At 44.1% G+C, this 15233-nt stretch carries 14 protein-coding genes; 5 read left to right on the top strand and 9 right to left on the bottom strand.

Annotation, left to right across the window (positions count from 1 at the left end):
• The first annotated feature begins 123 nt into the window (after window positions 1-123).
• Window positions 124-1335 carry a serine hydrolase domain-containing protein gene (locus LFX25_RS14935; RefSeq protein WP_238730918.1) on the top strand — a complete coding sequence of 404 codons (1212 nt, stop codon included), beginning with the start codon at window positions 124-126 and terminating at the stop codon, window positions 1333-1335.
• Window positions 1336-1466: 131 nt separating this feature from the next.
• Here the strand turns inward: LFX25_RS14935 and LFX25_RS14930 are convergent, their stop codons facing one another.
• The 3 genes from LFX25_RS14930 to LFX25_RS14920 form a co-directional block, all read right to left on the bottom strand.
• Window positions 1467-2066 (bottom strand): TetR/AcrR family transcriptional regulator, encoded by a 600-nt coding sequence (locus tag LFX25_RS14930; protein WP_238730917.1) that lies wholly within the window; start codon window positions 2064-2066, stop codon window positions 1467-1469.
• A gap of 3 nt (window positions 2067-2069) precedes the next feature.
• Complete coding sequence (locus tag LFX25_RS14925) at window positions 2070-3059, bottom strand: aldo/keto reductase (protein WP_238731621.1); 990 nt, start codon at window positions 3057-3059, stop codon at window positions 2070-2072.
• Between the two features lie 423 nt (window positions 3060-3482).
• On the bottom strand, window positions 3483-4175 hold the full coding sequence (locus LFX25_RS14920; protein ID WP_238730916.1) for a DJ-1/PfpI family protein: 693 nt from the start codon (window positions 4173-4175) through the stop codon (window positions 3483-3485).
• Between the two features lie 104 nt (window positions 4176-4279).
• Here LFX25_RS14920 and LFX25_RS14915 point away from each other — a divergent pair, with 104 nt between their 5' ends.
• Window positions 4280-4969, top strand: a complete 690-nt coding sequence (locus LFX25_RS14915; protein WP_238730915.1) for an HAD-IA family hydrolase — start codon at window positions 4280-4282, stop codon at window positions 4967-4969.
• A 34-nt stretch (window positions 4970-5003) separates the two neighbouring features.
• Window positions 5004-5624 carry a trimeric intracellular cation channel family protein gene (locus LFX25_RS14910; protein ID WP_238730914.1) on the top strand — a complete coding sequence of 207 codons (621 nt, stop codon included), beginning with the start codon at window positions 5004-5006 and terminating at the stop codon, window positions 5622-5624.
• A 71-nt stretch (window positions 5625-5695) separates the two neighbouring features.
• Here LFX25_RS14910 and LFX25_RS14905 read toward each other — a convergent pair whose 3' ends face one another.
• From LFX25_RS14905 to LFX25_RS14885, 5 genes are all read right to left on the bottom strand, one after another.
• Window positions 5696-6040 (bottom strand): neutral/alkaline non-lysosomal ceramidase C-terminal domain-containing protein, encoded by a 345-nt coding sequence (locus LFX25_RS14905; protein ID WP_238730913.1) that lies wholly within the window; start codon window positions 6038-6040, stop codon window positions 5696-5698.
• On the bottom strand, window positions 5983-6495 hold the full coding sequence (locus LFX25_RS14900) for a neutral/alkaline non-lysosomal ceramidase N-terminal domain-containing protein (RefSeq protein WP_238730912.1): 513 nt from the start codon (window positions 6493-6495) through the stop codon (window positions 5983-5985). The genes LFX25_RS14905 and LFX25_RS14900 overlap by 58 nt, the downstream gene beginning before the upstream one ends.
• A 320-nt stretch (window positions 6496-6815) precedes the next feature.
• Complete coding sequence (locus LFX25_RS14895; protein WP_238731620.1) at window positions 6816-8579, bottom strand: glycoside hydrolase family 15 protein; 1764 nt, start codon at window positions 8577-8579, stop codon at window positions 6816-6818.
• 17 nt (window positions 8580-8596) lie between these two features.
• Complete coding sequence (locus LFX25_RS14890; protein ID WP_238730911.1) at window positions 8597-10513, bottom strand: bifunctional alpha,alpha-trehalose-phosphate synthase (UDP-forming)/trehalose-phosphatase; 1917 nt, start codon at window positions 10511-10513, stop codon at window positions 8597-8599.
• Between the two features lie 245 nt (window positions 10514-10758).
• Complete coding sequence (locus LFX25_RS14885; protein WP_406600504.1) at window positions 10759-12129, bottom strand: DUF389 domain-containing protein; 1371 nt, start codon at window positions 12127-12129, stop codon at window positions 10759-10761.
• Between the two features lie 479 nt (window positions 12130-12608).
• Here LFX25_RS14885 and LFX25_RS14880 point away from each other — a divergent pair, with 479 nt between their 5' ends.
• Complete coding sequence (locus tag LFX25_RS14880; RefSeq protein ID WP_238730909.1) at window positions 12609-13613, top strand: hypothetical protein; 1005 nt, start codon at window positions 12609-12611, stop codon at window positions 13611-13613.
• A gap of 132 nt (window positions 13614-13745) precedes the next feature.
• The gene (locus tag LFX25_RS14875) at window positions 13746-14375 is read left to right on the top strand and encodes a CDGSH iron-sulfur domain-containing protein (RefSeq protein ID WP_238730908.1); all 630 of its coding nucleotides are present in this window, start codon (window positions 13746-13748) and stop codon (window positions 14373-14375) included.
• A 101-nt stretch (window positions 14376-14476) separates the two neighbouring features.
• Here the strand turns inward: LFX25_RS14875 and LFX25_RS14870 are convergent, their stop codons facing one another.
• Window positions 14477-15085, bottom strand: coding sequence for a glycosyltransferase (locus tag LFX25_RS14870; RefSeq protein ID WP_238730907.1), 609 nt, complete (start codon window positions 15083-15085; stop codon window positions 14477-14479).
• Between the last annotated feature and the right edge of the window lie 148 nt (window positions 15086-15233).

The raw sequence follows: 15233 nt of genomic DNA, 5'->3' as shown, positions 1-15233 counted from the left end.
TTCTGAACTCGGCAAGCTGCTTCCTATGGGGCGCAACTTCGATCGCTCAATAAATTTCAAAATGAGGAAATCGAAAAGAAAAAGAATCGATTTGGTTGTTTTATTAGAAAGAGTGAGTGTTGTATGAGAATTTGGCTTTTTTTGATTTGGATCGGATTTGTTCTTTCCTGCGCCTCCACCCAGCCCGAGGGAGAAGTCGCTTTGCGGAGCGCGGCCCGTTCGTTCGCTCCGAAACAATTGAATCGAACTCCTTTCGAAGGATTTCCGATCGGCCTTCCCGAAGAAGCCGGTTTGGATTCAGCCCCGCTACTTCGCTTATCAAAATCGATACGCGACGAAGGAATCGAAGTCCGCTCTCTTCTGGTCTTTAAAGACGGCAAACTCGTGATGGAACGTTACGCGGGAGGTGTGACACGCGACCACAATCACAGCGTTTATTCCGTGACGAAAACTGTCACTTCCACCTTACTCGGAATTCTCAACTTGGAAGGCGTTCTGAAAAACGTGGACGAACCAGTGATGAATTCTTTGCGTTCTCTCGGCAATCTTCCCTTTCCTCTTTTGGATGGAAAAGAATCCTTAAAACTCAGAGACGTTCTTCACATGGCTTCCGGAATGCGTTGGTCCGAGTTTCCCGAACGGGAAGACATTCGCACCGCGGAAGATCCTCTCGTCATCGCATTGCTTCCCGAAGTGAAGGATAAACCCGGTACGAAGTTCGATTACAGCAACGGAGATTCTCAACTTGCCGCCGCGGTTTTGGAAAACAAAGCGGGTATGACCTTGCTCCAGTTTGCGGAAAAGACTTTGTTCGCTTGGCTCGATTTCAAAGGATATGAATGGTATACTTCTCCGTCGGGAAGACAAACCGCGGGTTTCGGTTTAAGACTCAAGCCGATCGACATGTTGAAGTTAGGCGTTCTGTATTTGGATAACGGAATTTACCGAGGTAAAAAAATCCTCAAGTCCGACTGGATCAAACAGGCGATTCGACCGGGGGCGTCGCAGAATTACGGTTATCAATTGTGGATGCACCAGTTCGAAGGCAAAAAAACGTTTATGGCGAACGGAAAGGGAAGTCAGTTCGTGTATGTGATTCCTCACCGAAGAATGGTGATCGTGGCCACTTCGGCGATTTGGGACAAACCGATTTCGTTTCTTCTGGATAAGATTCTTGCGGGCGTAAAGGAATCTTTGGATTCGAAAGATAAGAAAAAAAATCCGGAAAAGGAAGAAGCATTCTTAAGGGAAATTCACGAGGCTTCGATTACGATCGGAAATTCGGCGTTATGGAAGGACTTGGACGAACCGCATCTGATTCATCATAAACATTAAAATAGTGATATATTCTAAAGTTCAAATGGAGTAAACGGAAAATCCTGCGGCGTCAATCGAGTGCGGGGATTTTTCCGCTTCGTGTTCGAGCGAGGATTTTCGGTCGCGGGGATGTCTGTGTAAATAACGGATCAAGATTTCGATTTCAAACCCGCAATCAAGGTTTTCAAAAGAGCGTCTAACGCCTGTCTGCGATCCTCTTCGATCGATTCCAAAACCAAACGAGGATGGTGAAAAGACGCGGTTCCTTCGAAGAGAATTCTCGCTCCTTCTTTCGCGTTCGAACAATGAAACGTTCCGTTTGAAATTCCCGTTTGTACTAAGTCTTCAAGCAGCTTTGCCATGTGGTCGAGGTGGGAAACCACAAAAGGTCTCGTTTTTTCGGCGGAGAGGTTGAACGCGCCGAAAAGGCGCGGATCGGAAAGAACCTTTTCACGTTTCATCGTGTGTAAGGTTGTGAACCATTCGGTGAGGATCGTTTCGACCGGAGAATTCTGTTTCGAAATTCTTTCCAATTCCCGATCGATTCTATCCAACCACCGTTTGGAAACCTCGTCCAGAAGAGACTGTTTGTCCGAAAAAAATTTATAGAGAGCCGCGTGACTGACATTGAGCTCTCTTGCAATGTCGGTCAGCTTGAGACGTTCGACTCCGTTGCGTCGGATTTCTTCCTCCGTCGAATCGAGCGCCTTGTTATAAAGTTCGTCCGGCGTTAAGCCTGTTCTGGGCATACATCATTTGGCTACGGTCTGCATCTGAAGCGCGGGATATCTTTCTCCTTGGAAGGAACCGTCCGGAAACGCTTCCGAGATTCGATTCAATTCTTCGCGATTGAGAGATACGTTCAGCGCTCCTAAGTTTTCTTTCAGACTTCCCGTCTTTGTGGAACCGATCAAAGGAACGATATCGTTTCCTTGATGAAGCACCCAAGCGATCGCGAGTTGTGCGGGACTACAGCCTTTTTCCTTTGCGAGTTCTTGAAGCAGATTGACCCGCTCCAGATTGGATTCAAGGTTTTTTCCCATAAAGCGAGGGGAATGATTTCTAAAATCTCCGTTTTCCAGTTGGCCCGAAATTTTTCCGGTAAGAAGCCCTCTGGACAGAACTCCGTACGCGACGATGCCGATTCCGAGTTCTCTTGCTGTGGAAAGAATTTCCTTTTCGATCAACCTCGTAGCCAACGAGTATTCGATCTCCAACGCGGTCACGGGATGAATTTTATGCGCACGTCGTATATTTTCGGGAGAAGCCTCCGATAATCCGAGATAACGCACTTTTCCTTCCTCGATCAGCTCTTTGATCGCGCCCACCGTTTCTTCGATCGGTATGGTCGGATCCACGCGGGACGGTTGATAGATGTCGATCGCTTCCGCTCCAAGTCGGGTTAGAGAGTACGCGGCGAAATTTTTGACCGCGGCGGGTCTTGCGTCGTAACCCGTAAACCCTCCTTGCGGAGTTCTCATCGCCCCGAACTTTACGCTGATCAGCGGTCGGTTCGAGACCGACTTCAATGCCTCCGCAATCAACAACTCGTTGTGCCCGATCCCGTAAAAATCCCCCGTGTTCAGAAGACTGATCCCCGCATCCAGAGCGGCGTGAATCGTGCGAATGCTTTCGCCCCGGTCTCGAGTCTCCTTTGTGCCGTAAAAGTCCGACATTCCCATACAACCGAGACCGATTTCGGAAACGAGCGGTCCTTGTGCTCCTAACTTTCTTTGCTTCATCATTTGAATTTCTCCTGGAATACCTTTAGTTACAAATAACAAAATATGTAATTTGTAACTAAAGGTCAAGAATTTACTGTGGTTCCAGGAATGTGGGAACTCTTACAACCGGATCGTTCGATGGGACTTTCGTCCCTGGATTCTGTCTCATTAAAGAAGAAACGTAGGTTTTGATTCAATTTAGGAATAGGGGAGAATTCTCCCGTGGGTCGAATTTTTTTTGTGAAATGGGGGAGTTCCCACAAAAACGAAGGAACTTCTGTAAATTTTGTTCTCAGTTCTGAACGTCTGAGTAGGAGATCCTACATCGTCTCCGTTTTCAAAAATAGGAAGGAGTTCCTACATATTTCCGAACAATCGGAAAAACGCAGGAGTTCCCACACCATCTCCGAATGCTCGGACGAATCCGCGTCCGTCGGTTCGTTAATTTCTCGGTCGCGCTTCTAAGACTCGGATCGCGGCGGCCTTCCGACGATTCTGAGCGGTCTCCCGACTTGACTTCACCTTCTCAACCAAATGAGAAGTCGCCGTCGTAGGATGGCCGGAAGTAAACGGAGGGGCCGGATTGTATTCGATCATCAATTGAATTTCTTCCGCAAGATCGGTTCCGAAAAATTCGGCGGTTAGGAAAAGCGCAAAGTCGATTCCTGCGGTAACGCCGCCGCCGGTGATTCTGTTTCGATCCTTTACGAAACGTTCTCCCGAGATCTGGACCGGAAATAATTTTAAAACATCCAAAGAAAGCCAGTGTGTGGTCGCTTTGTAACCGTCGAGAAGACCCGCCGCCGCGAGAACCAAGGAACCCGTGCAGACGGAAGTGATGAACTTGGACTTCTCCGCTTTCTCTTTTAAAAAATCAAGAACCTCGAATTCTTCCATTAAGATCGTCGTGCCGGAGCCGCCCGGAACGAGAAGAATGTCCAGATCGGGACAATCCGAAAAATCATAATCGGGGATGAACTTCATTCCCGATTCCGTAGTGATCGCCCCTTTCGTTTGCGCAAAAAGAAAAACCTTAGCGTTCGGGATTCTCGAAAACACTTCGTAAGGTCCGGTGAAGTCGAGTTGTGTGACGCCGGAAAAGATAAAGATTCCGATAGAGAAGTTCGCGGGCATACCCAGAGCATGAATCTTGGAACGCGACTTACAAGTCATTTTTGAATTTGAAAATACGATCGAAACCTTGATGCAAAAACTTCGGGGTCGATAAAAGTAAGTCCGTGCGTTATCATAAATATCTGTTCTTGGACGTGGGTGACACGATTCTTCATCTGAAAAAATCGGCGGGTGAGACTTATCTTGAAGTCCTTTTGGAAGCCGGTTTAAAAAAAGAAAAGAATGCGGGAGAAGTCTATCGGAAGGCTTTTTCCGAATCTTGGCATAGGATGAATGAGAATGCACCGCCTGAACATCGCGACAAATACCAACATCATCCGGGAGGGACGCCGGGTTGGTGGAAGGAACTGCTCGAGGATTTTTTGGAAAGAATTCCGGATCGTGTATCGATTGAAAAAGCCTTTCCGATCATCTATCATAGATTTGCGGACCCGGAGCTTTGGACCGTCGATCCTGGATTTTGGGATCTCAAGGATCATTGTAAAAATGAGAATTGGGGACTCGGCGTGATTTCGAATTGGGATCACAGACTCAAAGCGCTTCTGGAAGCGAAAGGAATATTAGAATATTTGAATCCGGTAATCGTAAGCGCCGAGTTCGGTTACGAAAAGCCGTCTCCGAAGATTTTTGAGGAAGCGATGCGTCTTGTGGAACTTCCGGGAGAATCCCTCGTATATTGCGGAGATAAATACGATCTCGACGTCGCCGTTCCGAAATCGCTCGGTTGGAGGTCGTATTTGAAAAAGAAAGACGGAGATATTCAAACGCTTTCCGAATTGATAGAACATTTATAAAAGTCGGAAAAATTTCAAAAAAATCTTAAATATTATGGATTTATCATATTATATCGAACTGACCGGAGTCGGTTTTTTTGCGATTTCGGGCGCGTTGGCCGCGGCCGAAAAGAAGGGACATCATCACGATATTTTCAGCGCGTTTTTTACGGGCTTTATCACCGCGATCGGAGGAGGAACTCTGAGAGACATCACCCTCGGCAATTATCCGGTCGCTTGGGTTCGGGATGAAAACGTACTCTGGGCGATCTTTATCGGCTTTATCGTCACTCTTTTGTTCGCTCGCTATTGGGGAAGATTTCGGAGGGAGATGTTTCTCTTCGATTCCATCGGAATCGGCATTTATACGGTGATCGGAACGAAGATCTCACTTGCAACCGGAGTCAATCCGTTCGGATCGGTCATTCTCGGAATGATCTCAGCGATTTTCGGAGGAGTGATTCGAGACACTTTGATCAACGAAGTCCCCTTGATCTTTCGAAAGGAAATTTACGCGACCGCTTGTCTTGCGGGCGCTACGCTCTATATTCTATTAGGATATTTGAATGTGAATTCCGACTGGAACATGGGACTTTCCGTTCTTTTAGTCGTGACGATCCGAATCGTGGCGGTACGTTTTAATTTATCCCTTCCATTGTTCCGTCTTCCGTATTAGGCGGATTATCGGAAAAAAAACAGCGGCCTCGGGGCGGACATCGCGGCTTCTTTTTGAAACGGAAATCCGATTTACTGCAATATGAATTCTTTGGATATACCCGTGACTTTTTTATAGGTCCAAAAGAATACCCAGAATTGTTTTGCAAGACCGTTGTAGACGATTCTGTATGTTCCCGGACTTTGATTCCGAATCAGCCAAGTGATCGTAACTTCCGAAGTAGGCGAAAGATCTCCTCCCGTTCTTACCCAATCGAACGCCGTATAAGGGTTGTTATCCGTAGCGATCGTAGTCCATTGGGTTCCGTGAACGATCGGATTTTCCAGAGCGTCGAGATTCGGATCTAAGTCGTTCGGTCTTAGAAACGGTTTCGTGATGTCCGCGGGATTCGGCTGATTCGGACTTGAATCTCCCATCGGACCTTGGGGGAACGCCGCGACAAAATTGTTTCCCATCGAAGTTTCCACAAGATAAGAAGCGTATCCTTTTTTACGCTTTGATACATGTGAAGCATGTCGTTCGTAACGATTGCGACCGTGTTTCCTCCCGGGCGTTCGATGACAAAGGCTCTTGAAAACAGACGCATCGCCAGACCGGACATTTGATCTCCGGGACTATTGTAGCCGGTGCTTGATTGAACAAACGGACCGGTAATGTCCGCCTTTCCCGCTCCGATTAGAAATACGTCAGGCGCAGTCGACGTAAGAAGTGTCTGTCCGTTGTTAGGCTTGTGACCGTTTAGATTTGTGGAAGCGATTTCTTCGTTTAGCAACGATAAGATTGCGTCGTTGTCGTTTTTCTTTTCGGAACATTCCGCAAATGCAGAGCAGATTAGTAGTATAAATGCGATTTTCCAATTCTCTTTTTTCATTTTTATTTCCTCCGAACTCTTGGAGGCGTATCCGAAATTCAAAGAAGGTCAAACAAAAATTATAATTAGGCGTAAAATTCAAGCGTTCGATAAAAAAGAAAACGACGATGTGTTTTCTTTCGAACGACTTTTTCGGTTTAAGAATTTATAATATACTCGGAATGTAAGCGGGCGATAATCCGAAGTCGGAATAATTTTTCATTCGTAAAGATTAGGATTCGATCGGATATTGTGCGTTCTTAAAAACGGGTAGGTGATAACTAATAGCACGATTTAAAATAGCTTAAGTCATGTTTATCTAAATTCTTAAGAGAGACTTTTTATGATAAAAAGAGCGGTTTGTCCAATTTTCTGGAAATCCGAAAGGCGGAATTCATTAAACCGACATGACTGTACGTTTGCGGAAAATTTCCCCATTGCGACCCGTCTACGGGATCGATATCTTCCGAGAATAGTCCTAAGTGATTCGAAAAATTAGTCAACGTGTCGAAGACTTCTATCGCATCGCGAACTCGACCGACGCACGTTAAAGCATCTACGTACCAGAATGCACAGACAAGAAACGTGGTTTTCGGAACGCCGAAATCATCCGAATGTTTATATCTGTAGAATAGACCTTCCGGAGTTCTCAATTCGGATTCTAAGACCTTTAAATGTTGGGCGGCCTTGGATGAATTTCTATCCAGATAACCCATGCTGATCAGTTGTAATAGACTCGCGTCTAAGTTCGAGACACCTTCCGCCTGAGTATAGACTCCTCTTGTTGAATCGTAACAGGTTTCGATTCGCTCCGCGGCTTGTTGTTTCAATTCGGCGGCAATACTCCAAATTTTTCGATCGCCGATTTTTCTCCCGATCTTCTCCGCAGCGGTACAACCCGCCCAGTGAAATAAGAACGTATAACAGTGTTTTTGGGAAAGATTTCTGAATTCCCAAAGACCTGCGTCCGGTTGGTCCATTGTGTTTTTAATATGCTCTAATAGTTCCTTTACGATAATCGCGGAGGAAGGAATTTTTTTGTGAGAAAATCGATAATCTAAATATAAAGGCGCGATGGATAAAAGCATCTGACCGTATACATCGTTTTGAATGTGCGTATAAGCTTGGTTTCCGACACGCACGGGTTTGTTATCGAGGTATCCTGCCAGCTCAATTATTTTCTCTTCGATCCTTTCTTCGCCGGTAATCGAAAACAAAGGTTGAATTCTTTCCTTATTTCGGGAAGCGATGTTCTCCAAAAAATAAGAGTATTTCTCCATCTCCTCGAAATGGCCAACATTACTGAAAGCGTTTAACGTATAAAAAGCGTCTCTAATCCAACAATACCTATAGTCCCAGTTTCTTTCGCTTCCCGGCGATTCAGGAAGACTCGTCGTGGATGCTGCGATGATCGCACCTGTATCCTGATATTGATGAAGTTTCAATGCCAACGCGGAACGGATTACGGAACTTTGTCTAAATTCGCCGATGGAACAGTGTTTTACCCAGCTTTGCCAATATTCCTTCGATCGCGCAAGAAGTGTTTCGGAAGTTTTTTCCAAAGAACTTTCAAGCGGTTCACCGTAAGTTAAGACAAGATACTTCGTTTCGTTCAGTAAGAATTCCGACCGGTTCAGGATATATTGAATCGGAATATTGGAAGTGAGGCGAACATCCGAATCCAAACCGCTATATCGAATGTGATTACTCCCTATCTGCATTACCGGATCAATTCGTCCGTAGTCTCCTTTGGGGTCGCATATTATCCTGATTTTCGGAGATCCGCGTAACGGTTTAATTTTGCGGACTAACATTAAGGGTTTATAATATCTTTCGTGTTCGAAAAATCTGGGTGCAAAATCGACGACTTCAAATTCTCCGTCTTCCGTTTTTACGTTCGATTTTAGAATATTCGTATTTTCTAAATAGCTTTGATTATAATGCGCCCGTTCATCTTTAGGTAGAATCCTGAATTCCCCTCCTTTTTTTTTATCCAATAAAGAGCCGAATATAAATGAAGAATCGAATTTCGGCCAACAAAGCCATTCGACATTGGTATCCTCCGATATCTGTGCAATGAAGGAACAGTTACCAATTAAACCCATTTTATAAAAGTGTTTGTTCAAACTTTTTTCCTTAGATCTGAAAGATCCTTTAGAAAACGGCTCACGTCGGGCTGTCTGCGTAAATAATAGTTCGCGGCCGTCGTTCCTAATCCGACTTTGATCGTATTGGAACCATCGGGTAATTCCCGAAACATATCTTCGTCCGTCCAATCGTCGCCGATCGCAACGATAAAGTCCCAATCCGATTCGGACGTGACCTTTTTGACTGCAAGACCTTTATTGACGCCTGCACATTTTACTTCGACAACCTTGTTTCCTGGTAGAACCTGAACGTCTATGTTGGATGTGTAATTTACTAAGTCGTTCAACAATTCCCTTGCTCTTAAGTTTCCTGCATCCGAATCGGAAGCTCGATAATGCCATACGAGAGAATATTCTTTTTCCTCCACAAAGGAACCTGGCAGCCGGTCTGCGTACTGTTCCAAAATCGGAAACAATTCCGATTTCCAAGAACCGGAAATTTCCCGAAAGAGTTCCCAGTTTTTCCCTTCACGAAACCATACGCCGTGTTCAGCTATGTATCCCAAATTTAGATCCCCGAAGACGGAATCGAGCCAGTCCTTGCTTCTTCCGCTCACTATATAAATTTTGTTATTTTCTTCAGAAGAGATTGTATTCAATAAGTTTAATACTTCAGGATCGGGCAGAGCCGATTTCGGCTCATTATTAAACGGAACTAAAGTTCCGTCATAATCAAGGAATAGTATTCTTTTTTTCGAATTTTGATAATCGTTCAGAATTTGCGCGCGAATCGTTCCCTCCAACACCTTTGCGGAAAGATCCTTTTCCTTTTTATGAGTCTCTTCAAGACGTTCTAAAAAATCCGCAGCCCACTTAGTCACGTCGTAACGAGCGATTCTTTTGATCATATGTTTGAGACATTCTTGTTTTTTGGCCGAACTGAGTAAAAAGGCCTGATGTATCGCGTTCGCTACGTCGTCCGGATTATTAGGGTTAATTAAAATAGCTTCGCCTAATTCTTTAGCCGCACCCGCCATTTCTGAAAGAATTAAAACGCCTTCGTTATCGACTTGACTTGCAAGATATTCTTTGGCTACCAAATTCATACCGTCGCGGAGAGGGGTCACCAAGCCGACGTCGCTTGCGCCGTATAAGGCGACAAGATCTTCGAAAGAAAAGGATTTATAAAGATATACGATTGGATTCCAATCTAAAGTTCCGAAAAGTCCATTGATACGTCCGATCATTCCTTCGATCTGATCACGCATTTCCGAATATTTTTCCACGTTTTCCCTGGAAGGAACGACGATCATAAGAAGAATGACTTTTTCAGACCATTCCGGATATTTATTCAAAAACCATTGAAATGCTTCGAGTCGTTTATGAACTCCTTTGGAATAATCAAGCCGATCCACCGATAATACGATTTTTTTTCCCGAAAAACCGAGCTTGAATTCGTTTCTCTTTATAGCGCATTCTTCCGTTAGAGAATAGTTTCTAAATTTAGAATAATGAATTCCCATCGGAAACGTTTCGACTTTTACCAATCGATCGTTGTAGTGCAGTAACCCCAGGCTATTATCAAAGCCTAAGATTCGGAGAACACATCGTAAAAAATACTGAGTATAATCGTGTGTGTGAAATCCGACCAGATCCGATCCGAGAATTCCTTCGAGCAATTCTTTTCGCCAGTTCATCGGCAATAGTCTATAAACTTCGAAGTGAGGAAACGGAATGTGTAGAAAAAAGCCGACTTTAGAATCTGGAAACTTTTTCTTAATCGACGCAGGTAAAAGGAACAGATGATAATCGTGGATCCATATAGTATCACCCGGCCGGTAAATTTCGCCGATGGCGTTCGAAAATTTTTCGTTAACGTCTTTGTATGTTTTCCAGTGCTCCTCTTCGTAAATCGCGTAGGATGGAAAATAATGAAATAGCGGCCTACCCAAAGATATTCCGAAAAATCCGAATTCTCGCTTCCGACCGATTCCAAAAACGAACTGAGTCCGGTAGCCAACCCGCCTACACTTCTTTCGATATGAGGAACTCCCTCTTCGAAAGAAAAATTCAAAGGCAGACGATTGGAAACTATGATCAGTCGATTTGCCGCATTATCCATATCAAATTTTTGTAACGTTTCTATCGAAAAATAAAAATGGAATTCGTATCCACTTTAATATCGAAAGTTCAAGACTCAATGAATCTCCAACACTTTTATAGTTTCAATATTCAACCTTGATTTCAGATACAATTCGAGTCTTTTCTTATCGGTTTTATTTGTTGCGGGTTTCCATTCCACAAGGATCGTATTCTCCTTCGTTGAACTTAAGTCTTGAACGTTTTGAACAAGTAAGTCTCCGAACGAAAAAGACCTTACATTTGGAAAAAGGATATTTATTTCCTTGGTGATTTTGGGAATCAAATTGTTCGGGTTGTTCATGGATCGGATTTCGTTCTCTAAAAAAATGATTTTCTCGTCTTTCGTCTTAAAGCGGGAGTTGATTCCGAGTCCAAGATCCTTCGAAAAAGTCTCCTGCTTTTCTTCCGAAGAAAACGGTTGAATAATTTTTAATTCTGTTTCTTCCAATCCGAATTGAGGTAAACTCGATTCGAGATGTGAAATCACGGATTCGGAAAGAGGTTCGCCGATAATGGAAATCTCGATTTGTTTTGAACCTCCGCTTGAACGGAAATTTACGCTCAAGATCCTGCTTTTTTCCGATTTAAAATTACTATCGATAAATATTCGCGCGTTCTTTTTAAATGTGGATTCTTTGATTAAGTCGTAGGCCAAAATCAAGCTTGGAAGCAGAAGTATTAAAGAAATTGCATAGACATATCTCGCGATCCTCTTTTCCGTTTCCTTGTCCGGATACGTAATTTTCTTAAATTTTAAATAACGAACGGCGATTAACGTGCTGATTCCAATAAAAACACAGTTAATCAAGTAAAGATAAATCGCTCCTAAGAAATATTTGAGATTTAGATTGGCAAGGCCGTATCCCGCAGTGCAGAGAGGGGGCATCAAAGCCGTTGCGATTGCAACTCCGGGGATCGCGTTTGAAGTTTTATCTTTCCGTGAGGCGGCGATAATTCCGGCCAATCCGCCGAGCGAGGCGATCAAGACGTCGTAAATCGTAGGATACGTTCTCGCTAAAAGTTCCGATTGAGCATCGGACAGCGGCGAAAGCCAAAAATAAATCGCGGAAGCTCCCAAACTCAAAACGGTCATTACGGCTACGTTTTTGAGAGACTTATTCAGCAAAGAAAAATCATAAATTCCTAATGCAAGACCGGCGCCTAAAATCGGTCCCATTAGAGGCGAGATCAGCATTGCGCCGATAATGACCGCGGTCGAATTCGTATTTAATCCAATGGAAGCGATGAAGATCGCGATAATCAAAGTCCAGACGTTTACACCCTTAAATTCTACCCCCTTTTTTATCGCATCGACGGTTCCCTTTTGATCCGTATCATCCACGATGTGAAATAGATCGACAGTATAATCCACGAATTGTCGAAAAATCGTCGAGAATGAGGGGGACTTCGTTCCTTTAAACGTCATGACAAGAACCTTTTTCGAAAATTTTTAAAAGAGAATGTTCTTCTAAGAACCTGTCCCAAAATCGGGACAGAACCTTGCAGCTGATCTTTCCGGTAAAGTAAAATTAGGTTTTGGGACACGCTGTAAAGTTTTCGATTCGCTTGTGAAAAGAATACAAAACGATAAGATCCTGTAAAGTGTAAATTCTATTCTGAAAATCTTGAATTGAGTGGAACATCGAGCGAGAAGGGTATTGGACAATCTTGCGTTCCGTAGATATATTATTATTGTATAATGTGTTGTTTCTTTTTTTGTTGTCGAGGTCGATTGGATCGGTTAAAAATGAGACAACGAGTCGACTTTGAATCTAGAATCGAGGGTTTTGTATCCCAAAAAAACGAAAAAGATCCGATTGTTCTAACGGCAAAAAGGATTTTGATCCGATCTTTATGCTAAGCGGATTCGATATTTTCATCGGTAAAAGGAGATCAGACTACGATATGAACGGGATTCTTTCCAATTTCAATCATCCTAGATTTAAGCCGAACGATCCGAACGGTCACTATGAAAGCTGGTTCGTCCGAGCAAACGATCCGAATTCGCATCGAGCATTATGGATTCGTTATACGATTTTTTCTCCGAAAAAACATCCCGAAAAAGCGATCGGCGAACTTTGGGCGATCTATTTCGACGGGGACAAAAAAAGCCACTTCGTTTCCAAGTCAGAGTTCCCGATCGATCAATGCAAGTTTCAATCCGCTCCGCTTTCCATTGTGATCGGCGGATCGGAACTGACGGATTCTTATTTAATCGGAAAGGCCGGAAATAAAAAAGGTCCGGAGAATTTTTTCTGGGATTTGAAAATTTCGGGAGGCAGTCCTCCGCTTTTTCTTTTTCCGGAAAATCTGTACGAAGGAGGTTTTCCGAAAGCGAAGGTGTTGGTCGGAAATCCTCGGATCAAACTTTCCGGAACCTTAAAACTCGGCTCCGATGAAGTTTCGATCGAAGATTGGATCGGAAGTCACAATCATAACTGGGGATCGAAGCACACCGATCAATATGCTTGGGGGCAGGTCGTCGGCTTTGCGGAAGAGCCGGATTCTTTTTTGGAACTTGCAACGGCTAAGTTGAAGATCGGACCGATTTGGACTCCGGCGATCACGCCGATCGTGTTTCGTTTTCGCGGTAAGGATTATAAACTCAATCACCCTCTCGGCGGCTTCGGAAGAGCGAACTATCGCTACTTCGATTGGAATTTTTCCGCGAGTTCGAACGAGATTCAACTCAAAGGAAGAATCTACGCGGAACCGAACGACTTCGCTTGTCTTCAATATTGGAACCCGCCCGGCGGTTGGAAACATTGTCTTAACAGTAAGATAGCGAGCGCGGAACTTTACGTAAAAAGAAAAAAGGATCCTGCTTTTTTGAAATTAACTTCGAATCGCAAAGCCGCATTCGAAATTCTTACCGACGATTTTTCGCACGGAATGAAACCGGAGGTTTAAGAAGAATCGAAATTCTCCGTTTTTTATTCGGGAGTATTCTACGAATCGGCGAACCTTCGGACGTCTTTACGCGATTCTACTTGGTTTATTTTTCTTTTAGGATATAGTTTTTATTCGATTCAGGAGTAAAACATGGAAACGGTTTCCGGTAAGAATATCACGATTCAGTTCGACGGAAAAAAGTGCATCCACTCAAGAAATTGCGTTCTCAATCGTCCGGATGTTTTTGTTCCGAACGTAAAGGGAGAATGGATTTATCCCGATCGCGCAACTTCGGGTGAAATTCAAAATCTTGCGCTGAACTGTCCTTCCGGTGCGATTCGTTTTACGAGTAAGATCGAATCGGAAAACGAAAAAGCTCCTCTTGTAAACGTAGTTCGAGTCCGCGAAAACGGTCCGCTTGCGTTCCATGCCGACTTGGAAATCATAGGACAAACGGATTCAGGGTTTCGCGTAACGTTATGTCGTTGCGGCGCCTCCAAAAACAAACCGTTCTGCGATTCCAGTCATAACGGGATAGGATTCGCTGCTACCGGCGAACCTTTAACGGAAGAATCTTTTCCGTTGGAAGTTAGGAACGGAAAAGTAACAATCAAACCGATTCACAACGGTCCCTTAAAAGTGAGCGGGAATCTTGAAGTCTGTTCCGGCACGGGAAGAACCGTCAATCGTTTGACGGAGGCATTTCTTTGCCGATGCGGAGGATCTTCAAACAAACCGTATTGTGACGGAACGCACAAGAAGAACGGATTTCAAGGTTAAAATCCCCGTTTTAGACAAAGTTTATAGCGGAAGAATTCGATACGATTCGAAATGGAGAAATATGTTTTAAAAATATAATAATATCCTGATATTTGAATGTTTTATAAGCCGAAATGACGGATTGCCAGCTTCCAATAAAGATACTGATGCAAAAGCGTGATTTTGATCCAGCCTTGCTTCCGATATTTACGATCGCTCGTATAAAGATAGGAGGGGATTCGGTTTAAGTGAATTCCCTTTTGTTGCGCCTTCCATACAAACAGAAGATCCTCGCCGTAGGCGGTTGATTCGTCGAATCCGCCGAGGCTCAAAAATTTATCCTTTTGAATACAAAGGCCTTGGTCTCCGAACGGGGAGCGTAAAATTTGCGATCGTAGGTTGGCGCCGATCGCATTGATCTTCATCCGTTTGCGAGTAGGATAAAATTGCAGTTTAAAGTAATGGAATGCGTTCGGTTTTTCGGAGATCGCTTTTTCAAGCGCGGGAATCGTCTCGGAAGTGAGGCGGCTGTCTCCGTGAAGAAACCACAGAAATTCACCTTGGGATTGTTCGGCGCCTCGGTTCAAGGTTTGCGCCCGGTTTAGGCCCGTCGCGCTTTGTGATACGATGATTTCCCAGTCGGCGGGCAGGCGAGGAGATAGTTCTTTTAAAAGCGAAGCGGTTTCCGTTTCTCCCTGCCGAACTGGAATGATTACGGAAACGCGCTTCATCGAAGTTCATCTTCGATTTTCTTTTCGAAAAGACGATTCAATTTTGAAAATCGGTTACGGTTTTTGACGCTTCGTTTTTATTTAAATACGCGTTCGTACCGCTCTTTGATTTTGTCCCCAGTTTGAATTGAAATCCGGAACATATAAA

This window comes from Leptospira sanjuanensis (assembly GCF_022267325.1).
GTDB classification, from domain to species: Bacteria; Spirochaetota; Leptospiria; order Leptospirales; family Leptospiraceae; genus Leptospira; species Leptospira sanjuanensis.
Note: the sequence above shows the minus strand (reverse complement) of the source record. Positions and strands in the feature narration are given on the sequence as shown.

Excerpts from the sequence above, each read along its gene's own strand:
- LFX25_RS14935 (WP_238730918.1), top strand. The coding sequence starts at position 124 with ATGAGAATTTGGCTTTTTTTGATTTGGATCGGATTTGTTCTTTCCTGC.
- LFX25_RS14930 (WP_238730917.1), bottom strand. The coding sequence starts at position 2,066 with ATGCCCAGAACAGGCTTAACGCCGGACGAACTTTATAACAAGGCGCTC.
- LFX25_RS14925 (WP_238731621.1), bottom strand. The coding sequence starts at position 3,059 with ATGAAGCAAAGAAAGTTAGGAGCACAAGGACCGCTCGTTTCCGAAATC.
- LFX25_RS14920 (WP_238730916.1), bottom strand. The coding sequence starts at position 4,175 with ATGCCCGCGAACTTCTCTATCGGAATCTTTATCTTTTCCGGCGTCACA.
- LFX25_RS14910 (WP_238730914.1), top strand. The coding sequence starts at position 5,004 with ATGGATTTATCATATTATATCGAACTGACCGGAGTCGGTTTTTTTGCG.
- LFX25_RS14905 (WP_238730913.1), bottom strand. The coding sequence starts at position 6,040 with ATGGGAGATTCAAGTCCGAATCAGCCGAATCCCGCGGACATCACGAAA.
- LFX25_RS14900 (WP_238730912.1), bottom strand. The coding sequence starts at position 6,495 with ATGAAAAAAGAGAATTGGAAAATCGCATTTATACTACTAATCTGCTCT.
- LFX25_RS14895 (WP_238731620.1), bottom strand. The coding sequence starts at position 8,579 with ATGGGTTTAATTGGTAACTGTTCCTTCATTGCACAGATATCGGAGGAT.
- LFX25_RS14885 (WP_406600504.1), bottom strand. The coding sequence starts at position 12,129 with ATGACGTTTAAAGGAACGAAGTCCCCCTCATTCTCGACGATTTTTCGA.
- LFX25_RS14880 (WP_238730909.1), top strand. The coding sequence starts at position 12,609 with ATGAACGGGATTCTTTCCAATTTCAATCATCCTAGATTTAAGCCGAAC.
- LFX25_RS14875 (WP_238730908.1), top strand. The coding sequence starts at position 13,746 with ATGGAAACGGTTTCCGGTAAGAATATCACGATTCAGTTCGACGGAAAA.
- LFX25_RS14870 (WP_238730907.1), bottom strand. The coding sequence starts at position 15,085 with ATGAAGCGCGTTTCCGTAATCATTCCAGTTCGGCAGGGAGAAACGGAA.